This is a genomic window from Roseixanthobacter finlandensis, assembly GCF_043195105.2.
Taxonomy (GTDB): Bacteria; Pseudomonadota; Alphaproteobacteria; order Rhizobiales; family Xanthobacteraceae; genus NCEH01.
In genome coordinates this window covers 401,505-419,971 of the sequence record NZ_CM195536.1, presented here as the reverse complement: position 1 = coordinate 419,971, position 18,467 = coordinate 401,505, and the positions used below count along the sequence as shown (strand labels likewise).

General features: G+C 67.2%; 21 protein-coding genes. 9 read left to right on the top strand and 12 right to left on the bottom strand.

The features are described from left to right. Positions 1–2: 2 nt before the first annotated feature. A complete protein-coding gene (locus V5G24_RS02040) occupies positions 3–680 on the bottom strand; it encodes a S24 family peptidase (protein ID WP_394079054.1) in 678 nt (225 codons plus the stop codon). Between the two features lie 237 nt (positions 681–917). Between V5G24_RS02040 and V5G24_RS02035 the strand changes: the two genes are divergently transcribed. Then, on the top strand, positions 918–1,274 hold the full coding sequence (locus tag V5G24_RS02035) for a DUF952 domain-containing protein (protein WP_394079052.1): 357 nt from the start codon (positions 918–920) through the stop codon (positions 1,272–1,274). 98 nt (positions 1,275–1,372) lie between these two features. Here V5G24_RS02035 and V5G24_RS02030 read toward each other — a convergent pair whose 3' ends face one another. The 3 genes from V5G24_RS02030 to V5G24_RS02020 all read right to left on the bottom strand — a co-directional run bounded on the left by V5G24_RS02030 (position 1,373) and on the right by V5G24_RS02020 (position 3,819). Beyond that, a complete protein-coding gene (locus tag V5G24_RS02030) occupies positions 1,373–2,746 on the bottom strand; it encodes an MATE family efflux transporter (RefSeq protein WP_394079050.1) in 1,374 nt (457 codons plus the stop codon). A 34-nt stretch (positions 2,747–2,780) separates the two neighbouring features. Then, positions 2,781–3,056, bottom strand: coding sequence for a DUF6460 domain-containing protein (locus V5G24_RS02025; RefSeq protein ID WP_394043684.1), 276 nt, complete (start codon positions 3,054–3,056; stop codon positions 2,781–2,783). Between the two features lie 127 nt (positions 3,057–3,183). Next, the gene (locus V5G24_RS02020; RefSeq protein ID WP_394079048.1) at positions 3,184–3,819 is read right to left on the bottom strand and encodes a peroxiredoxin; all 636 of its coding nucleotides are present in this window, start codon (positions 3,817–3,819) and stop codon (positions 3,184–3,186) included. 148 nt (positions 3,820–3,967) lie between these two features. On the opposite strand from V5G24_RS02020, the gene V5G24_RS02015 reads away from it, so the two are divergent. After that, a complete protein-coding gene (locus V5G24_RS02015) occupies positions 3,968–4,507 on the top strand; it encodes a hypothetical protein (protein ID WP_509292279.1) in 540 nt (179 codons plus the stop codon). 76 nt (positions 4,508–4,583) lie between these two features. On the opposite strand, the gene V5G24_RS02010 is transcribed toward V5G24_RS02015, so the two are convergent. From V5G24_RS02010 to V5G24_RS02000, 3 genes are all read right to left on the bottom strand, one after another. Continuing rightward, on the bottom strand, positions 4,584–6,227 hold the full coding sequence (locus V5G24_RS02010) for a lysine--tRNA ligase (protein WP_394079044.1): 1,644 nt from the start codon (positions 6,225–6,227) through the stop codon (positions 4,584–4,586). 128 nt (positions 6,228–6,355) lie between these two features. Then, entirely contained in the window at positions 6,356–7,024 is a 669-nt protein-coding gene (locus V5G24_RS02005) for a hypothetical protein (RefSeq protein WP_394079043.1), read from the bottom strand. 156 nt (positions 7,025–7,180) lie between these two features. After that, on the bottom strand, positions 7,181–8,074 hold the full coding sequence (locus tag V5G24_RS02000) for a transporter substrate-binding domain-containing protein (RefSeq protein ID WP_394079041.1): 894 nt from the start codon (positions 8,072–8,074) through the stop codon (positions 7,181–7,183). A gap of 236 nt (positions 8,075–8,310) precedes the next feature. Between V5G24_RS02000 and V5G24_RS01995 the strand changes: the two genes are divergently transcribed. Next, complete coding sequence (locus V5G24_RS01995; RefSeq protein ID WP_394079039.1) at positions 8,311–10,173, top strand: glycosyltransferase; 1,863 nt, start codon at positions 8,311–8,313, stop codon at positions 10,171–10,173. On the opposite strand, the gene V5G24_RS01990 is transcribed toward V5G24_RS01995, so the two are convergent. Both V5G24_RS01990 and V5G24_RS01985 read right to left on the bottom strand, forming a co-directional pair. Continuing rightward, on the bottom strand, positions 10,124–10,720 hold the full coding sequence (locus V5G24_RS01990; RefSeq protein ID WP_394079037.1) for an SCO family protein: 597 nt from the start codon (positions 10,718–10,720) through the stop codon (positions 10,124–10,126). The two genes, V5G24_RS01995 and V5G24_RS01990, sit on opposite strands and share 50 nt — an antisense overlap. Positions 10,721–11,175: 455 nt before the next feature. Further along, a complete protein-coding gene (locus V5G24_RS01985) occupies positions 11,176–11,391 on the bottom strand; it encodes a hypothetical protein (protein WP_394079035.1) in 216 nt (71 codons plus the stop codon). Positions 11,392–11,749: 358 nt separating this feature from the next. Here V5G24_RS01985 and V5G24_RS01980 point away from each other — a divergent pair, with 358 nt between their 5' ends. Together V5G24_RS01980 and V5G24_RS01975 are read left to right on the top strand one after the other, a co-directional pair. Then, positions 11,750–12,082, top strand: coding sequence for a hypothetical protein (locus V5G24_RS01980; RefSeq protein WP_394079033.1), 333 nt, complete (start codon positions 11,750–11,752; stop codon positions 12,080–12,082). Between the two features lie 10 nt (positions 12,083–12,092). Beyond that, a complete protein-coding gene (locus V5G24_RS01975; RefSeq protein ID WP_394079031.1) occupies positions 12,093–13,031 on the top strand; it encodes an AEC family transporter in 939 nt (312 codons plus the stop codon). 214 nt (positions 13,032–13,245) lie between these two features. Here the strand turns inward: V5G24_RS01975 and gluQRS are convergent, their stop codons facing one another. Further along, positions 13,246–14,121, bottom strand: coding sequence for a tRNA glutamyl-Q(34) synthetase GluQRS (gene gluQRS, locus V5G24_RS01970; protein WP_394079029.1), 876 nt, complete (start codon positions 14,119–14,121; stop codon positions 13,246–13,248). Positions 14,122–14,355: 234 nt separating this feature from the next. Here gluQRS and V5G24_RS01965 point away from each other — a divergent pair, with 234 nt between their 5' ends. The 3 genes from V5G24_RS01965 to V5G24_RS01955 all read left to right on the top strand — a co-directional run bounded on the left by V5G24_RS01965 (position 14,356) and on the right by V5G24_RS01955 (position 16,425). Continuing rightward, positions 14,356–15,045: a DNA-3-methyladenine glycosylase family protein gene (locus tag V5G24_RS01965; RefSeq protein ID WP_394079028.1), complete on the top strand. Its 690-nt coding sequence runs from the start codon at positions 14,356–14,358 to the stop codon at positions 15,043–15,045. A gap of 57 nt (positions 15,046–15,102) precedes the next feature. Next, positions 15,103–15,756, top strand: a complete 654-nt coding sequence (locus V5G24_RS01960) for an alpha/beta hydrolase (RefSeq protein WP_394079026.1) — start codon at positions 15,103–15,105, stop codon at positions 15,754–15,756. 111 nt (positions 15,757–15,867) lie between these two features. Next, positions 15,868–16,425, top strand: coding sequence for an HNH endonuclease (locus V5G24_RS01955; protein WP_348844008.1), 558 nt, complete (start codon positions 15,868–15,870; stop codon positions 16,423–16,425). A 9-nt stretch (positions 16,426–16,434) separates the two neighbouring features. Here V5G24_RS01955 and V5G24_RS01950 read toward each other — a convergent pair whose 3' ends face one another. Further along, entirely contained in the window at positions 16,435–16,947 is a 513-nt protein-coding gene (locus V5G24_RS01950; protein ID WP_394079024.1) for a disulfide bond formation protein B, read from the bottom strand. A gap of 244 nt (positions 16,948–17,191) precedes the next feature. Between V5G24_RS01950 and irrA the strand changes: the two genes are divergently transcribed. Continuing rightward, on the top strand, positions 17,192–17,743 hold the full coding sequence (gene irrA, locus V5G24_RS01945) for an iron response transcriptional regulator IrrA (RefSeq protein WP_394079022.1): 552 nt from the start codon (positions 17,192–17,194) through the stop codon (positions 17,741–17,743). 124 nt (positions 17,744–17,867) lie between these two features. Here the strand turns inward: irrA and V5G24_RS01940 are convergent, their stop codons facing one another. Further along, on the bottom strand, positions 17,868–18,401 hold the full coding sequence (locus tag V5G24_RS01940; RefSeq protein WP_394079020.1) for an SH3 domain-containing protein: 534 nt from the start codon (positions 18,399–18,401) through the stop codon (positions 17,868–17,870). Positions 18,402–18,467 lie beyond the last annotated feature (66 nt).

Genomic DNA, 18,467 nt, shown 5'->3' with positions numbered 1-18,467 from the left:
GGCTATTGCGTCGCCCAGATTATGCGGGCCACCCACAGCACTTCGGCGGCGGGGATATGGCGGTCCTCATATTCGCGATTGAGCGAGCGCAGGTCCACGGTGCGCGGGGTCATGCGCACCAGTTCCTTGGCCAGCACCTCGCCGTCGCGGGTCTTCACCACCACCCGGTCGCCCCGGCGCGGCGTGGCGGCGGGGGAGACGATGACGATATCCCCCTCGCGATACAGCGGCTGCATGGAATCGCCGGAAATCTCCAGGGCATAGGCATGCTCGTCGCCCACCTCGGGAAACAGCAGCTCGTCCCATCCCCCCCCCACCGGGAAGCCGGCATCGTCGAAAAAGCCGCCCTTGCCCGCCTGGGCGAAGCCGATGCGCGGAATGGTGCGGGCCGGGCGGGGCGGGGGAAGGGGATCTTCGGCCAAGCCCGAATGGCGCAGCGCCGCTTCCCCGTTGCCGTCCAGCAAAGCGGTGAAATCATCGATGCTGGAGCCGGTGGCGGCGAGCACCTTGGCGAGGCTCTCGGTGGAAGGCCAGCGCGGCCGCCCGTCCGGCGTGATCCGCTTCGACCGGTTGAAGGCGGTCGAATCCAGCCCCGCCCGCTTGGCGAGCGCCGAAGCGGAAAGGCCATGCTGCGCGGCGAGGCGGTCGAGGGCGCCCCAGACTTGACCATGAGTGAGCATGCGCATCCCGTGGACGCAAAACGATCCGCATCCGAGGCGAAAGGAGGTATTTCCTTCCACCTCGCCTGGAACCGACTTGACGGAACAATTTCGAAACCAGACTTTTACCGAAAGACACCCGAACACTAGGAAAATAAGTGCAAAAGTTACGAAAGTCCAGGAATTAAGTCCGATTCGTCAGGGGAACCGGGCGAGATCTTGGCTGGCGCGCCGACCGTCTGCGCGCTACATGGCAGCATGATCCAACGTGACCGCCTCATCTTCAAGATCTGTTCCACCAGCTTGTGGAGCGTTGCGGAAGCCGCCGGCCGTTTCGACGGCGCGCCGGTGGACCTTGCCGACGGCTATATCCATTTCTCGACCGCCGCCCAGGCCCGGGAGACCGCCGCCAAGCACTTCTCAGGACAGGAGAATTTATTTCTGGTCGCGGTGGAGGCGGGGAAGCTCGGGGAAGCGCTGAAGTGGGAAGTCTCACGCGGCGGCGCCCTTTTTCCCCATCTTTATGCCGCACTCCCCCTTTCCGCCGTTGCCTGGGTGCGCCCGCTGCCCCTCGGCGCCGATGGGAAGCATATATTCCCAGTTGAAGCGTCTTAAACTTAAGCGGAAAACGTGCAGCTTAGCGATGCCGGTCCCCCTCCCCCGCAAGGGGGGAGGGACAGGACGGCCCGTTCATCCGCGAATCTCGATCGCTCCTAGCGCGCAAACGTGCGGTTCAGCAGGGCCGGCAGGCGCAGGGCCTGAAGGGTGCCGCGCGCCCCGAGGAACACCAGGAAGGCGAGCCAGAGCCCTTCGTTTCCAAGCGGGCGCAGCACAAGGAACGACCCGAGATACAAAGCGAGCGACAGCAGCATGAGGTTGCGCATGTCGCGCGACCAGAGCGCGCCGATATAGATGCCGTCGAACGCATAGGCCGCCACCCCGACCACCGGCAAAATCGCCGCGAAGATCAGGAATTCGCGCGCCGCCACACGCACCTGGGGGCTGGTGGTCATGAGATCGACGATCGCCGGCCCGGCCACAAGATAGAGCGCGCAGGCGCACAGCGCGAAGCCGAAGCCCCACATCAGCACGAGGCGCACCGCCCGCCCGAAGGCCGGCCGGTTGCGCGCGCCCACCGCCTGCCCGCAAATCTGCTCGGCGGCGGTGGCGAACCCGTCGAGGAAATAGGCGGCCAGGAGAATCATGTTGTTCAGCAGGGCATTGGCGGCCAGCACCACGTCGCCCGCCCGCGCGCCCTGGGCCGCGAAAAAGCTGAAGCCGGCCAGAAGCGCGGCGGTGCGGATCATGATGTCGCGGTTGAGCACGAAGGTCGCCATCAGCCGCGCGCGGTCAAACAGCACCGCTTGCGGCACCGCGAGGCGGAACTTCAGCAGGCGCGCGCACAGCAATAGTCCCGCAATGGCGCCAAGGGCTTCCGCCAGAAGCGTTCCCGCCGCCGAGCCCGCGACACCCCAGCCGAGCCCCAGCACCAGGGTCACGGTCGCCGCCATGTTTACGAGGCTGATGCCCACCTGGAGCGCCAGCGCGTGTCCCGTGCGGCCGATGCCGGTGAGCCAGCCCACCAGCGCATAATTGGCGAGCGAGAACGGCGCCGCCCAGATGCGGATGTGGAAATAGGCCGCCACCGCCGCATCCACCGCCGGGCTTGCCCCGGCCAGCGCCCGCGCGCCGAGGCCGATGGGCCATTGCAGCAGGATGAGGGCGAGCCCGCAGGCCAGCGCCAAAAGCAGCGCCCGCGCCGCGACCGCGCGCGTCTCCTGCGCATCGCCCTGCCCCAGCGCCTGGGCGGCGAGGCCCACCGTGCCCATGCGCAGGAACCCGAAGCCCCAGAACAGGAAATCGAAGATCACCGCGCCCAGCGCCACCCCGCCCATGAGCGCCGCATCGCCGAGCCGCCCCACGACCGCCGTATCCACCACGCCCAGCAGCGGCGTGGTGAGATGGGCAATGGTCATGGGCAAGGCGATCGCCAGCACCCGGCGGTGCGAGACCTCCACCGGGCGCGGCGCCTCATCGGGAAGCGGCGCGCCCGCGCGGGGCGGCGACTGGATTTCAACGGAACTCATGATCCAGCTTTCCCCGCGCGGCACCTTCGCGGGTTCAGCGGCTGCCGCGCACGAGGCGCAGGATCAGCCACAAGGGGAAGACGATGACCGCGCCCAGCAAGAAATAGCGCCACAAGCGCTCGAACGCGTCGAAGCCGAAGGTGAAGAGATTTTCCACCAGATGCCGCAGGCTGGAGAGCAAATTGCGCGGATCGAGCCCGAGGGCGGCGAGAATCACCCCCACCACCACGGAAAGCACGATCAGCCGCACCAGGACCAAAGCGGGCGAGCCGCCGAAGAAGCGGGTGAGCTGGTTGTTTCCCTCGGCCATGGCGCACTCCCGGATCGGCACAGGCGCTCATTTAGCACGCGCCGCCGAACCGCGGGAACCTGTTCCCGCGCTGTGCCGAGGGGGTGGGAACAGGTTCCCGCCCCGGAGTTAAGGAATCGAACCCCGCTCAGCTGCCTGGCTGGCGCACCACCCGCAGATAGGGCTTCACCGTCTTCCAGCCCTCGGGAAACTTCTCCTTCGCCGCCGCATCGGACACCGAAGGGACGATGATGACATCCTCGCCCTGCTTCCAGTCCGCTGGGGTTGCGACCGAATGCTGGGAGGTGAGTTGCAGCGAATCCAGCACCCGCAGGATTTCCTGAAAATTGCGGCCGGTGCTGGCGGGATAGGTCAGGGTCAGCTTCAGCTTCTTGTCCGGCCCGATGATGAACACCGCGCGCACGGTCGCGGTGTCGCTGGCATTGGGGTGGATCAGGTCATAGAGGCCGGAGACAGTCTTATCGCTGTCGGCGATCAGCGGAAAATTCAGCTGCGCGCCGGTGGCGTCCGCGATGTCGCCCACCCATTGCGGGTGGTTTTCCAACGTATCGACGGAGAGGCCGATGACCTTCACGTTGCGCGTGTCGAACTCGCCCTTCAGATGCGCCACCTGGCCCAGCTCGGTGGTGCAGACCGGCGTGAAATTCTTGGGGTGCGAGAACAGGATGCCCCAGGAGTCCCCGAGCCATTCATGAAAGCGCACCGGACCTTCGGTGGTCTGGGCGGTGAAATCGGGAACCACGTCCCCCAAGCGCAGCGACATGACGGCTCTCCATATAACAACTGAAAATCGTAATTAATATTATCTTACTACAAACGACGTGCAATGAAAGGCCTTATTGGGGAACAGGGCGGGGCGCAGCGCGTTGACCTCATGCAGCTCATAAATTCATAATCTTGGGAGGCGAACCATGCGCATGCGCATATGGGCGCCGCTCGCTGCGGCGCTTCTCACGACATCGGCGCTGGCAGTTCCGGCGCGGGCGGACGAAGCCGACTTTTTGGCGCGCTTCGAAGGCGCATGGTCGGGCGCGGGCTCGTTGAAACCCACGGCCCGAGCCCTCAGCGTTCCCCTGGAGTGCGCAGCCAATGGCGGCACCGGCGCACGCTCGCTTTCTCTTGGCGGGAAATGCAGCGCGTTGATCCTCAGCCGCACATTGTCCGCCGATTTGCAATTCGATCCGGCGACAAAGCGCTATAGCGGCGTCTACATCACAGAGGGCGATGCGCCGGCAGCGTTGAACGGCGTACGGGCGGGCGATTCCCTGGTGCTCGCGGTGAAATGGCCGAAGCCGGTCAATGGCGACAGCCATGCCACCATGATCATCCGCAATGCAGGGCAAGGTAAATTCACCTTCACCGTACGAGATGCGGTGGAGCCGGGCGGGCCGACCGTGACAACGGCCAACTTTACCTTGAGCAAGGTCGGCCGCACGGCAGAGGCAAACTAAGCCTTGCGCACCGTACGTTGGTTTCGTGCGCCGCGCCTGGAGGGCGATCCGGCTCTGGAGACATGGGCGGCGGGGACTATCCCAGCTTCTCTTTGATCAGCGCCCGCGTCTCGGGAACGCCGTAGATCTCCACGAACGAGCCGAAGCGCGGGCCTTTCTCCAGCCCCAGCAACACCTGGTAGAGCGTGTTGAACCATTGCACCGAAACGCCCGGCCGTTCCGGCGTGGCGCCCTTGGCTTTCAGGTCCTGATAGCGCGGAATGGGGCGCGCCACGTCATAGAGCGCGGTCTGGATGTCGTCGGCTGTGGCCTCGGCGGGCAGCGCCGCGAGCGCGGCGTCGAGGGCTTCCAGGGCTTCGCGCTCCACCGCATCGGGGGTGCGGTAGACCTTGTTCGGCTTCACGAAGCTATGGAAATACTTCACCGCATAACCCACCAGCTCGGCGAGCTTGGGATGGGTCTGCGCCGACACGCCGTGCACATGGCGGTTCAGAAAGCCCCACAGCACGCTCTCGTCCTCGGTATTGGAGGCCGAGGCGAGGTTCAGCAGCATGGTGAAGGACACCGGCATGTCGATCGCCGGCGGCTCGCCGGAATGGATATGCCACACCGGATTGCCCAGCCGGTTCTTCCAATCCTGGGACGGATAGCGGCCGAGGAAGCTGAAATATTCGTCCACCGCCTTCGGAATCACGTCGAAATGCAGCTTCTTGGCGGAGCGCGGCGACTGGAACATGTAGAGCGCGAGGCTCTCCGGGCTGGCGTAGGTCAGCCATTCGTCGATGGTGAGGCCGTTGCCCTTGGACTTGGAGATCTTCTGGCCGTTCTCGTCGAGGAACAGCTCATAGACATAATGCTCGGGCGCGGTGCCGCCGAGGATCTCGCAGATCTTGTCATAGACCGGCGCATTGGTCTGGTGGTCCTTGCCGAACATCTCGAAATCGACGCCGAGCGCGGCCCAGCGGGCGCCGAAATCCGGCTTCCACTGCAATTTCACATGGCCGCCGGTGACCGGAACGGTCTTGTCCACCCCATCTTCATCGGTGAAGGTGATGGTGCCGGCCTTGGCGTCCACCGCCTTGAGCGGCACGTAGAGCACCCGCCCGCTCACCGGCGAGATGGGCAGGAACGGGCTGTAGGTGGCCTGGCGCTCCTCGCCGAGCGTCGGCAGCATCACCGCCATGATGGCGTCATACTTCTCCGCCGCGCGCAGCAGCACCGCGTCCAGCTTGCCGGACTTGTAATACTCAGTCGCGCTGGCGAATTCGTAATCGAAGCCGAACGTGTCCAGGAAGCGCCGCAGCATGGTGTTGTTGTGGTCGCCGAAGCTCGCGAAATCCCCGCCGAACGGATTGGGCACGGCGGTCAGCGGCATCTGGAGATAGGGTTCCAGCGCGGCGCGATCCGGCACGTTTTCCGGGATCTTGCGCATGCCGTCCATGTCGTCGGAAAAGCACAGCAGGCGGGTCTTGATCTTGTCTTCGGTCAGCACGCGGAAGGCGTGGCGCACCATGGTGGTGCGCGCCACCTCGCCGAAGGTGCCGATGTGCGGCAGGCCCGAGGGGCCGTATCCGGTCTCGAACAGCACTTCGTCCTTGGGCTGGCGTTTCAGCCGCGCGACGATCTTGCGCGCTTCCTCGAACGGCCAGGCGGTCGCGGTTTCGGCGAACGCATGCAGTTCGGCGGCAAGGGTATCGTTCGGGGCGGGCGCCAGGCTCATGACGGGTCTCCGGTGGGCGCGCAGTGCGGGAAGGCGCGGACACTAGTGCGCGACGCCGCCGGAGGGAAGCGCCGATGTTCGCGCATCGGCACCTCTGCGCTTGCATGCCGCCGGAGCGGGACGAACGCTCACAGCGCGGGAATGAAATCCCCGCGCACCACCAGCAGGCGGCGCACCTGCCGTTCGCCTGCGGCGGGCCCGTTGGTGAAGGCCATCACTTTCACACCCGGCTTCAGCTCGGCGGTGGTGGCACCGGGCTCGAAGCGAACCAGCGAGGTTTCCGGCGTCACCAGCACCTTCTTTTCCCCGGATCCGTATTTGAGGGTGAGCATCTCGCCGTCCTTGGCGGTCACCTCTTGCGCGACGGCGGCATTGGTCATGGTGCTTCCGGGCCGGTCCCACGGCCGCGAGCCCTCGCCGGTGCCGCGCTGCTCGGGCGGGAAGACATGGATCGAGACGGCATGATCCAGGCCGTCCGGCGCGGGCACGGAAACGACGCCCACATAGGCATCGGGCTTGATGTCCGCGAGGGTGATCTTGTTGACCCCGGTCAGCACGGTGTTGTCGGCAAGGGCCACCTTGGTCGCGCCGTCCTTGGTGTCCAGCGTGAGGTCGTGTCCCTCCACGGCGAGGATCGTGCCGCGGACGATGGACACGGGCGGCTGCTGGGCGAGCGCCGGGACGGCGAGCAGCGTGAGCGCCACGGACAGCACGGGCAAGAGGGAAAGCGCCGGCACGAGAGAGCGGGCGGTAATGGGGGAAAGGGTGGGCATCTGGCCCTGAAGGCAGCGGAACATGAAGGTCTCCATGACCCATGAAGCATGCCCCGCATGTGAAGCCCGTTCCGCGCCGGATGCATTACACGCTCGCGTCAACGCCCCTTACGGAAGGCCGGGACGCCGCCCGCCGGATCCGCCGCCGCCCCTTGCCGCAAAAGGCCGCGCCGCGCAGCTCTAATAAAGCCCCACCGGGAACCAGCGCAGATAAAGATCGGTGTAAACGCCCTTCTCCCACAGCCGCTGGAGCGCATAATCGATGGCCCGGCGCACCTGATCGTTACCGGATTTCACCGCCACCGCGAGCCCGTCGCCGAAATAGCGGCTCTCGGTGAACGGTCCCCCGGTAAAGGCGCAGCAGCCTTGCGAGGACGAACCGTTCAGCCACAGCGCAAGGCCGATGGCATCGCCGAACAGCAGGTCCACCTTTCCGGTGCGCAGCGCCTCGCGGGCGGCCTGGGCATCGGGATAGGGGCGGATCGCGGCCTCGTTGAAGAACGCGCGCAGATAGGCTTCGTGCGCCGTGCCGGCGACCACGGCCACGCTCTTGTTCGCCACCTGTTCCGGCGTCGCCTCGGCAAGGCCCTGCCCTTTGCGCGCGACGAAGCGGGCCGGCGTGCCAAGATAGCGCTCGGTGAAATCCGCGCGCTGGCGGCTTGCGGGGTTCGCGGCAATCCCGGCGATGGCCGCATCCGCCTTGTTCTGGTCGAGGCTGTCCAGCAGCGTGTCGAACGGCACCGCCTGGATGGTGCAGGAAATGGCGAGTTCCGCGCAGATGGCGCGCGCCAGATCCACGTGGAACCCCATAAGGGTCCCATCCGACGAGACGAAATTGAAGGGCGGATAATCGTCCGTGGTCAGGAAGCGCAGATTGCTCGGCAGGCGCGAGGCATCGGGCCGCTCGACCCGCCGCTCGGGATTCCAGAAGCTCGGCACCAGCGCCCCGGCGCGGGCCGGGGGGCTCGCGGTCTGCGCACGCACCGCCGCCGCGGGCCACAGCAGCATCGCGAACAGCAGCAGAACGCCCAAAATATCACAGGTTGCAGAGACTGGCCCTTGCTTCTGTTTCATCGTACCGTTCTGCCAGTTGCAGGGGGCTGCGGGGGGAACTCTGGGTGGGCAAGGACGCGCCAAGCCATTTGGCCCACGCGCATGATCGGCATGCGCAGGACGGATTTGCGCCGGGATGGCCGCAGACGCAAGAGGGGGAACGAGGGGACGGGCAAGGGAGCGGGCAAGCGAACGCACGAGCGGACGCACGAGGGCGCGCGCCCGGCGTCATCCGCCTGCCGCCGGAACTCGCCGCATTGCGCGGCCTCCTGCCAGACGCAACCCTCGCTGCCGCGCTCGCGCGCGCGCGCCATCTTGGCGTCGGCGGCGACGAGGTGCTGATCGCCGCCGGCCTGATCGATCCGGATGCCGCCAGCGCGGCCCTCGCCGACCATCTCGGCCTGCCGCGCGCGGTGCTGCCGCGCCGCCTGCCGCTCGATGCGGACGGCGTTCGCGGCGCCCTGCGCACCGGCATGCTGGCGCAGGAAGATCCCCTGCGCGGCGCCGTTTTCACCTTGTGCCCGCGCGGACACGGGGCGCGGCGGTTGGCGCGCGCGGTGGCGCAGGATCCCGGCCTTGCCGCCCGCACCTCCATCCTCGCTCCCGAGCGCCTGCGCGCCTATCTCGCCCGGCACGCGGGGCCGGCGCTGACGCGGCAGGCCACCTTCGATCTGCGCCGGCGCATGCCGCACTTTTCCGCGGCTTTGATCTCACCGGCGCGCATCCTGGCGGGCCCGGTGCTGCTCGCGGCGGTGCTGCTCGCGACCGGCTTCCTCGCTAGCCCGCAGACGACTTTCCTGGCCCTCCAGGCCGTGCTTTCGATCATGTTCCTCGGCGCGATCGCCCTGCGCCTCGCGGCCTGCTTCGTCACCGCCGAGCCCGACGGCGCGTGCCGGCTCGGCGACCATCATTTGCCGATCTATACCGTGATGGTGCCGCTCTACCGGGAAGCGGCGGTGCTGCCGCGCCTCGTCGCCGCCCTGGCGGCGCTGGACTATCCGCCCGAGAAGCTGGACATCAAGCTGGTGGTGGAGGAGGACGACCGGCAGACCCGCGAGGCCCTCAAGCGCATGGCGCTGCCGGCGTGGTTCGAGATCATCCCCGTGCCCGCCATCGGCCCGCGCACCAAGCCCAAGGCACTGAACGCCGCCCTGCCGTTCGCGCGCGGCCAGTTCCTGGTGGTCTATGATGCCGAGGATAGTCCAGAGCCGGGGCAATTGCGCGCCGCGCTCGCCGCGTTCCAGAAGGGCGGGCCCCGCCTCGCCTGCGTCCAGGCGCGCCTCGCCATCGACAATGGCGGCGACAGCTGGATCAGCCGGCAATTCGCGCTGGAATATGCCGCGCAGTTCGACGTTATCCTGCCCGCCGTCGCGGCCTTCGGCCTGCCGATGCCGCTCGGCGGCACCTCGAACCATTTCCGCCGCAGCGTGCTGGAAGGGGTGGGGGCGTGGGACCCCCATAATGTGACGGAAGACGCCGATCTCGGCCTGCGCCTGGCCCGCAAGGGCTGGCACACCGAGGTGATCGCCTCCACCACCCATGAGGAAGCCCCGGTGCATGTGCGCACCTGGCTGCGGCAGCGCACGCGCTGGATGAAGGGCTGGGCGCAGACGCTGCTGGTGCACGGGCGCGATCCGCGCCGCCTGGTGCGCGAGCTCGGCGCGGGCCAGACGGCGGGGGCGATCCTGCTTCTCGCCTTTCCGTTCATAGCCGCGCTGCTGCATCCCCTGTGCGTGGCGGTGCTGTGCTGGGACCTGGCACGCGGCGCCCTGGGCGGCACGGTTTCCAATTTCTCGGAACTGCTGATCTCGGCGCTCAGCTACACCAATCTCGCGCTCGGCTATGGCGGGGCGGCGGTGCTGGCGCTCTGCGGGGCGCGGCGGCGCGGCCTGCTCGCCAGCGCCTTTGTGCTGCCCCTGCTGCCGCTCTATTGGCTGCTGCTGTCGCTCGCCACGGTGCTGGCGCTGGTGGAGCTGATCCGCGCGCCGCATCAATGGAACAAGACCGAGCACGGCATCTCCGCCCGCCGGCGCGAACGGCCCGGCGCCTCGGGAACGCATCAGGATCAGATCACAGGAAACGCCGCAGGTCGGCCGCCGCCTCGGCCGGTGGCCGCTTGAGATTGAACGGCGCGACGAACGCCCCGGTCTTGTCCATCAGATAGACCACCGCGGTATGGTCCATGGTGTAGTCGTCGCCTTCCAGCGGCACCTTCTTGGAATAGACGCGATAGGCGCGCTTCACCACATCCACCTGCTCGGGCGTGCCGGTGAGGCCCTTCAATTGGGGGGAGAAGCTGGACAGATAGGATTTCATCACCTCCGGCGAATCCCGCTCGGGGTCGACCGTGATGAAATAGGCCTGGAGCTTGTCCGCATCCGGGCCCAGCGCGCCGAACACCTCGGATATTTCGAACAAGGCGGTCGGGCACACGTCCGGGCAATGGGTGAAGCCGAAGAAGATCAGCGAGGGCTTGCCCTTCAGCGCATCCTGCGTCACCGGCGCGCCGGTCTGGTCCACAAGCTGGAACGGCCCGCCGATGGTGGCGAGGGTGGCGACCGGATTTTGCTGCCGCCCGGGCAGCAGGGCGGTGGTCACGGCCACCAGGATCGCTGCGCCCGCGAGAAAGCTCGCGAACAGGACGAAAATCTTGGTGCGGGGGGACATGACGACCTCGTTTCAGGCCCGGCGCGCGATGCCGGGCAAGCGCGTGGCACACGGGCGGATGTGATCCTGCGCATATGGGCAGGGCGCGGATGGATCCGGCTCGAAAAGGGCGGACCGGCAAGGATTAGGCCCGATCGACATTCACGGCTTGACGCTGTTGCAGCAGCACCGGCTTTTCAAGGCCCGCGCGGGCGACCCGGCGTGGATGGCCGGGACCAGCCCGGCCATGACGAACGGTGAAAGCAAGACAATCGCACGCATGTGCCGCGAGGCGCCTTGAAGATACGCCATGCCATTGAATGTCGATCCCCTCCTGGGTGCGCACTGATTAGGCGTGCCAAGGCCCAAGGTCCATCGGACCGATGGGCGCAGGATCGCGATGCGCACCGGTTGGACATGGCGTGCGCCGCCGCGCCCAACTCCATGCCGGGCCTCGACGACCGGCCGGCGCACGCTCACAGGCATCCGCCGAAGCCGTTGGCCAGCATGTCGAGGAAAACCGCGGGCCCGTGCACCATCCACAGCAGCCCCGCCCCGGCGAAAAGCGCCACCGCGACCATGAGCACGGCCGCAAGCGCAACCGACTGTCCGCCGAATGCGCCCGCACGCGGCGCAGACACGGCGTGCGGCACCGCGGACGTCCAATCGCCGCCGCTTGCTCCCTCGCTCATTCTCGTCATGGCACGGTACCGTCCCTGTCTCCGGCGTCCCTCGCCCGGCGTCCCTCTCCCGGCATGGCTGCCGGCGCCAGATAAGCTTACAGCGCAGACGGCCCCGCGCCAAGGCAAGCAATCTCAAAGCTTTGTGTTGCCCGCGCCTCGGCACGCCCGCGCGTTCGCACGCTTTCGCGCCCGGCCGCACCGTTGACGCCATGGACCTGCCCGCCTAGTTTGGCGCCATGTCTTTTTCGGAGAGCAAGAACCGGCGTGCCGGTGCGGCGATGCTGCGAATTCTCCGCCCGGTCGATCTCATCGGCCGGGCACGATAACGCGCATCCTGCTTCTTCTTCCTTCTTCGGAATAGACTTCCATGACTTCCCCTTGCTGCGCGCCGGCCGGCGACGCGACGTATCGCCTCGTGCTTGAGGCCGAACCCGAGTCCAACGTGCTCCTGCGCCTCCTCGAACCCTTCGTCATCCATAACGTGCTGCCCGATCATCTCGACGTGGCACGCCTGGAGGATTGCATCAGCGTGGAATTGCTGTTCCGCGCGCCGCAGGCGATCGCGGACCGGCTCGAGGCCCGCATGCAGGCCATGGTGGGCGTGCGCGATGCGCTGTGCGAACGTGTCGTGCCTCTCGCCAAGCGCCTTGCCGCCCAGCGCACTCCCGCCCAGCGCCGCGCCGCCGGCGTCGCGGCCTGACGGACTGGGCATGGGCAGCATCATCGCCGATATCGCCATCGTCATCCTGCCGGTGTTCGGCATCGTGGCGATGGGATTTGCGGCCGCAAAAACCCGGCTGATTTCGGACAAGGCGTCCGACGGCCTGGCCGAATATGTGTTCGGCCTCGCCGTGCCGATCCTGATCTTCAAGACCCTGAGCGAATCCAAGATGCCGGATGCTCAGCCCTGGGGCTATTGGATCGCCTATTTCACCGGCGCCTTCGTCGTGTTCGGCATCGCCATGGGGGTGGCGCGCTATGTGTTCCACCGCAGCCATACGGAAGCGGTGATCCACGGCTTCTCGGCCGGGCAGGCCAATACGGTCTTTCTCGGCGTGCCGCTGATCCTGAAAGCCTATGGCGAGGAAGGCGCGGTGCCGCTGTTCCTTTTGATCGCCATCCACCTGCCGATCATGCTGGTGGCGGCGACCGTGCTGGCCGAGGGCGGCTCCGGCCTGACCTGGGCCACCGGCAAGCGGCTCGTGCGCACGCTCGCCTTCAATCCCATCCTGATCGGCATCTATGCCGGCGGGCTCGGGCGGGTGCTGGACATCCAGACCACCGGCGTCATCAAGCAGATCCTCGATCTCATGGCCGCCTCCGCCTCGCCCTGCGCCCTGGTCTCGCTCGGGCTGGCGCTGAACCGCTACGGCATTTCCGGCGATATCGGGCCGAGCACCTTCATCTCCTTCATGAAGCTGATCATCCATCCCCTGCTGGTGTATCTGCTCACTTTGGTGCTGCCCATGCCGCCGGTCTGGGCCGGGGTGGCGGTGCTGTTCGCGGCGATGCCGTGCGGCATCAATGCCTATCTGCTGGCCCAGCGCTACGGGGTCGGGGTGCATACCAGCGCGAGCGCGGTCTCGCTGTCCACCGTGCTCGGCCTGTTCACCATCGCCCTATGGCTCTACGTGCTCGGCGTCGGCTGAGGACGAGGGCATCGGAGGTGGCGCGCGCGGTTGGGCGCCCGGCTCTGTCGGCGAAGTTCGCGCGAAAACGTTCGCCCGAAATGGCGGTTTGGTCCACGGAGAGGGCACTTCGAAGCGCCAGGAAACCGCTCTTCGTCCGCGCTAAGCCATTGTTTCACGTGAAACATTTTTGGGAAATGAGGGGCGTTGGGCCGCTTTTCCCGCAACCCTGCCGCTAGGCGGAAAGGCCGAGCCGCCGGCGGATATCGGCCGGTCCCTCGCCCGCCTGCCGCAGATAGTCCAGGCTCGCCGCCCCCTCGCTTTTCGAGAGCTTGCGCCCGTCCGCCCCCAGCACCAGGCGATGATGGTGATAGACCGGCGCCGCAAGCCCAAGCACTTCCTGCAACACCCGGTGCACCGAAGTCGCCGCGAACAAGTCGCGCCCGCGGATCACATGGCTGATCGCCTGCGCCGCATCGTCCAGCACCACGGCGAGGTGATAGCTTACCGGAACATCCTTGCGCGCCACCACCACATCGCCCCAGGCGGCCGGGTCCGCCGCTTGGAGAAATGCCGGGCCGAGCGGGGTTTCGCGGGCTTCGCTCCAGGCCAGCGGCGCGCCGATCCGCGCCAAGGCGGCCGCCATATCCAGCCGCAGCACGAACGGGGCGCCTTCGGACCGTAGGCGGTCGCGCTCGGCCTGCGTCATGGACTGCCGGCCGAAAGGATAGAGCGGCGCCCCGTCGGGATCACGCGGCCACGGCGCTTCGGCGTCTTTCTGCGCGACCGCATGGGCGATCTGCGCCCGGCTTTCAAACGCGGGATAGAGCAGGCCTTCCCGCTCCAGCCGGTCCAGCGCCTCGGCATAGAAGGCGAGATGCTCCGACTGGCGGCGCGGCGCGGCGGCGGGAAGAATGCCGAGCCAGTCCAGATCCGCGCGGATCGCCTGTTCGAAGGCCGGGCGGGATCGGGTGGCGTCGATGTCCTCGATGCGCAACAGGAAATCGCCGCCCGCCTCGACCGCCGCATCGGCATTGAGGAAGGCGGACAGGGCATGGCCGAGATGCAGGCGGCCATTGGGGCTGGGCGCGAAACGGCAGATAAAGCGCATGGGACACGTGAAACGATGGGGCAGGAAAAGGATGGGTCAGGAAACGGATAGGGCAGAATTTATGGCGCAGGATTTTTATGGCCCATGATTTAGGGCCTGTCGCGCGCGCTGAACACCAGCCGACGATGCCATCCGGCGCGGGCGCTGGCCAAGGACACTCTGGCCAACCACGCGAAGCGATGATTTCATCCCGCCCGACCCGCCGCAGGCGGATGGCTTGAGGACCAAGGCGCCATGACCGACCCCGCCCCCCTCGGCCCGTTCGCGGCACCCGAGAGCGAACCGCACCTGCACCATCAGGCGGATTTCGAGCACGCCCTCGACCGACTCATGGCCCTGGACCCGCGCCTTGCTCCGCTGGTGGACTTCGCCGGCCGCCCGGCCCTGCGGCGCCGCGCACCAGGGTTCGCGGGGATGGTGGCGATCGTGGTCGCGCAGCAATTGTCGGTCGCCGCCGCCCGCTCCATCTCCGCGCGCCTTGATCTCCTGTTCGGCGGGCCGGCGACCCCCGAGGCGCTGCTCGCCGCGCCGGTGGAAAGCCTGCGCGCCGCCGGCCTTTCCGCGCCGAAGATCCGCACCCTCACCGGCATCGCCCGCGACCTCGTGTCCGGCGCGGTCGATCTCGACGCCGTGGCGCATATGGAGGCGGACGCGGCGGCGGCCTATCTCACCAAGCTTCCCGGCATCGGCCTGTGGAGCGCCGACATTTATCTCCTGTTCTGCCTCGGCCGTGCGGACGCCTTCCCGCATGGCGATCTGGCCTTGCAGGTCGCCGCCGGCGAAGCGTTCGAACTGCCCGGCCGCGCCTCGGCGCTGGGGCTATGGGCGATCGCCGAGGACTGGCGGCCCTATCGCGGCGTGGCGGCGCAGGTGCTGTGGGCCTATTATGGCGCCAAGCGCGCCCGCACCGGCGTGCCCACCTGAGACTTTCCCACCCGCGACCTTCCCACCCCGAGACTTCCCACCAGAGGCTTGCCGCCCATGCCCGTTCTGGACAGCCCCCGCCTGCCGCCCCATTCGGGCGGCGCGCCTAAGTCCCTGGTCATCATGCTGCACGGCTATGGCGCCGACGGGCGGGACCTGATCGACCTCGGCAGCGCCTGGGCGGAACTGCTGCCGGACACCGCCTTCGTCTCGCCCCACGCGCCGGACCCGTGCGAGGGCGCGCCCATGGGGCGGCAATGGTTTCCGCTCGGCGACATGGACCCGCACGACATGGTGCGCGGCGTGGCGAGCGCGGCCCCGGGCCTTCATCGCCTGATCCAGAGCGAATTGCAGCGCGCCCGCCTGCCGGCGAGCCGCCTCGCGCTGGTGGGCTTCAGCCAGGGCTGCATGATGGCGCTGTCGGCCGCGCTGGCCATGGCGGAGCCGCCCGCCGCCGTGGTGGGCTATTCCGGCCTATGGGTTCCCGAGCCGAACGCGGCGGCGGGCGCCACCGTGCCGCCGATCCTGCTGGTGCACGGCACCGACGACACGCTGATCCCCGCCCAGGCGCTGTTCCAATCGGCGTTCGCTCTCGCGGGCGCCGGCATTCCCGTCGAGTGGCACCTCAGCCACGGCCTCGGCCACGGGATCGACGACACCGGCCTTGCCCAGGGCGGCCTGTTCCTGGCCCAGCGGCTCGCCGCCGCCTGAGGGCGATGCACCAGGCGGCTTCACAAGAATGACACGGAGAATATAGAGTATCGCGGCGCACCGGGCAGGCTTGGTTTGATTCGGTGCCATGGAGGGCGAGGAGTTCGATCCTTGACCGCTGCGTTACCATCTGGGGCTTGGCCGGCACTGGTGCTCAATGCGGACTACCGTCCGCTGAGCTACTATCCGCTGTCTGTCTGGTGCTGGCAGGATGCCATCAAGGCGGTGTTCCTCGACCGCGTGAACATCGTCGAATATTACGACAAGGCGGTCCGAAGTCCGGGCATAGAGATCCGGCTTCCGAGCGTGCTGTCCTTGCGCACCTTCGTAAAGCCCGCCCGGCATCCCGCTTTCACCCGCTTCAACGTTTTCCTGCGCGACCGCTTCACCTGCCAATATTGCGGCTCGCGCGACGATCTCACCTTCGACCACCTCATTCCGCGCTCCCGCGGCGGCCAGACAACCTGGGACAATGTGGTGACGGCGTGCTCGCCGTGTAATCTGCGCAAGGGCAGCGACATGCCGGCGCATTCGGGCATGTGGCCCCACCAGGTGCCGTTCCAGCCCACCGTGCACGATTTGCACCAGAACGGCCGTCACTTCCCGCCCAATTATCTGCACGAGAGTTGGCTCGACTATCTTTATTGGGATACCGAACTGGAGCCGTAGGGTCCGGTCTCAGGCCGCCATCACACGGCCCGCCGCCCCTCGGCCGCGCAGGCCGATCAGCGCGACCCCCGCAAGCCCGAGAGCGATCAGCGCATTCCAGCCGGCCATGGAAATCCCCATCAGGCGCCAGGCCGCCTCGTCGCAGCGGGGCACATGGGCGGTCTTGAGGGCGGACATAATGTCGCTGACCACTATCGGCGTGCCCGAGGTGCAGGCGGTCGGCCCCTGCCAGAATCGCCATTCCACCCCGGCGTGAAAGATGGCGATCCCCGCATCCACCAGCATCAACAGCGCCAGCACCGCGAGCCCCGCCCGCGCGATCCCGGTCCAGCCGCGATGGGCGGCATAGGCGGAAAGCAGGCCGATGGGTATCGCCGCGTAATAGGGAAGACGCTGGTCGAGGCACAGCGGACACGGGGCAAGTCCCACCACCAGCTGGAAATACCAGGCCGCGGCAAGGGCCGCCGCCGCGCCGGCGGACACCACCAGGCAAGCCGTGATCGGCGCGCGCAGATCGATCAAATGCGTGGTCCTCATGTCAGCGTACGGTCGCGGAGACCGCCGTCGCGAAGCCATGCAATGGCGCGCGCCAGGGGCGCAAGTCACAAGCAAGGCATTGGTGTCATTGACTTACATTAGTACAGCTACAATCTATAATAGTGGCAATTCGCGGCGCGATCCGCTATTGAGATTGATCAGCGCCTTCCGGAGCCTTGTACCGCTGCCGCTAAGGCCATGTGTTTCATTGAAGAGTGCAGATCCGCCGATGTCCGACATGTCCCGCTTCAGAGCCAGCCTCACGAGCCCAGCCGTCGCCCCCCGCGGCACGGCGGAGGACGGTGACGCGGTGCTGCCGGTGGCCCAGTTGCGGGATATCTCATCCACGCGTCGCACCGGCTGCCCGTTCCATGACGTGCGCGAGATGCTGCGCGAAGTGGGCCTGCGGCCGACCCGCCAGCGCCTCGCCCTCGGCTGGCTGCTGTTCGCCAAGGGCGACCGCCACGTGACGGCGGAAATGCTGCACGAAGAGGCCATCCGCGCCCGCTTCCCGGTCTCGCTCGCCACCGTCTACAACACCTTGCACCAGTTCACCGAAGTGGACCTGCTGCGCGAGGTGGCGGTGGACGGCTCCAAGACCTATTTCGACACCAATGCGTCGGACCATTACCACTTCTATGTGGAAGGCCATAACGAGCTGGTGGACATTCCCACGGCCCATGTGGGCGTCGACCGCTTGCCCGAGCCGCCGGAAGGTTTCGAGGTTGCGCGCGTGGACGTGGTGGTGCGTCTGCGCCGCAAGGCAATCGGCAAGGGCTGAGCGCCCGTCGCTCCCGCCTGTTCCAGATGAAAGCCCTCGCCGGAGCGGGGGCTTTTTCGTTTGAGACGAGCTGGTTTGAGACGAACGCGCCCCGCCGGCCGGCGCAAGGCGCGCCAGGGCTACCTCACTCCACCTTTTCGCCGGGATAGACTCCCCACAGATCGCCCTGTTCGATAAAGCCGTCGAAACCGGGGCCGGTGATGCGGCACCATTTTCCATCGCACGATTTCACGGATGCAAGGACCCGGGGCTCCAGCTGCGCGGTGGCCCGCGCGCTGGCATCCGCGCTCGCGCGCAGCACCGCCGTGCCGCTCTTCAGCCAGGGCGACACAAGCGCTGTGCGGCGGCCCGAAAGCATGGAATGATAGACCCAGCCCTCCGAGCCATCCACGTCGCGGATACGGCGCCAAGTCTCGAACTCGGCGGTGATCTCCACCGGCAGGCCGGCGCGCGAGAAGATCCAGGACACGTCCTGATTCTTGTTCGGCCCGGTGCGCACATTCACCTTGTCGGCCTTCAGCGAGACAAAGCGCGGCACCGGCAGACCGCTTCCGGAATCGTCCGCCGCATGGGCCGCGCCATTGAGCGAGGTGGCGGCCAACACCAGCAGGAGAGCCATCGCGCGTGCCGAAAGGGACTGACGTTTGCTCACCTGCATGATCCGCTGATCCTCTCGCTCAGTGAAATCGCGTGCCTGAAGTGCGCCTGCACCCGCACATCGTCA

What these genes read in the sequence shown, in the direction of transcription:
- V5G24_RS01975 (WP_394079031.1), top strand. Translation starts at nt 12,093, where the DNA reads ATGGGCAGCATCATCGCCGATATCGCCATCGTCATCCTGCCGGTGTTC.
- V5G24_RS02010 (WP_394079044.1), bottom strand. Translation starts at nt 6,227, where the DNA reads ATGAGCCTGGCGCCCGCCCCGAACGATACCCTTGCCGCCGAACTGCAT.
- V5G24_RS02020 (WP_394079048.1), bottom strand. Translation starts at nt 3,819, where the DNA reads ATGTCGCTGCGCTTGGGGGACGTGGTTCCCGATTTCACCGCCCAGACC.
- V5G24_RS02030 (WP_394079050.1), bottom strand. Translation starts at nt 2,746, where the DNA reads ATGAGTTCCGTTGAAATCCAGTCGCCGCCCCGCGCGGGCGCGCCGCTT.
- V5G24_RS02025 (WP_394043684.1), bottom strand. Translation starts at nt 3,056, where the DNA reads ATGGCCGAGGGAAACAACCAGCTCACCCGCTTCTTCGGCGGCTCGCCC.
- gluQRS (WP_394079029.1), bottom strand. Translation starts at nt 14,121, where the DNA reads ATGCGCTTTATCTGCCGTTTCGCGCCCAGCCCCAATGGCCGCCTGCAT.
- V5G24_RS01985 (WP_394079035.1), bottom strand. Translation starts at nt 11,391, where the DNA reads ATGAGCGAGGGAGCAAGCGGCGGCGATTGGACGTCCGCGGTGCCGCAC.
- V5G24_RS02005 (WP_394079043.1), bottom strand. Translation starts at nt 7,024, where the DNA reads ATGTTCCGCTGCCTTCAGGGCCAGATGCCCACCCTTTCCCCCATTACC.
- V5G24_RS02000 (WP_394079041.1), bottom strand. Translation starts at nt 8,074, where the DNA reads ATGAAACAGAAGCAAGGGCCAGTCTCTGCAACCTGTGATATTTTGGGC.
- V5G24_RS02035 (WP_394079052.1), top strand. Translation starts at nt 918, where the DNA reads ATGATCCAACGTGACCGCCTCATCTTCAAGATCTGTTCCACCAGCTTG.
- V5G24_RS01990 (WP_394079037.1), bottom strand. Translation starts at nt 10,720, where the DNA reads ATGTCCCCCCGCACCAAGATTTTCGTCCTGTTCGCGAGCTTTCTCGCG.
- V5G24_RS01960 (WP_394079026.1), top strand. Translation starts at nt 15,103, where the DNA reads ATGCCCGTTCTGGACAGCCCCCGCCTGCCGCCCCATTCGGGCGGCGCG.
- V5G24_RS01940 (WP_394079020.1), bottom strand. Translation starts at nt 18,401, where the DNA reads ATGCAGGTGAGCAAACGTCAGTCCCTTTCGGCACGCGCGATGGCTCTC.
- irrA (WP_394079022.1), top strand. Translation starts at nt 17,192, where the DNA reads ATGTCCGACATGTCCCGCTTCAGAGCCAGCCTCACGAGCCCAGCCGTC.
- V5G24_RS02040 (WP_394079054.1), bottom strand. Translation starts at nt 680, where the DNA reads ATGCTCACTCATGGTCAAGTCTGGGGCGCCCTCGACCGCCTCGCCGCG.
- V5G24_RS02015 (WP_509292279.1), top strand. Translation starts at nt 3,968, where the DNA reads ATGCGCATGCGCATATGGGCGCCGCTCGCTGCGGCGCTTCTCACGACA.
- V5G24_RS01980 (WP_394079033.1), top strand. Translation starts at nt 11,750, where the DNA reads ATGACTTCCCCTTGCTGCGCGCCGGCCGGCGACGCGACGTATCGCCTC.
- V5G24_RS01965 (WP_394079028.1), top strand. Translation starts at nt 14,356, where the DNA reads ATGACCGACCCCGCCCCCCTCGGCCCGTTCGCGGCACCCGAGAGCGAA.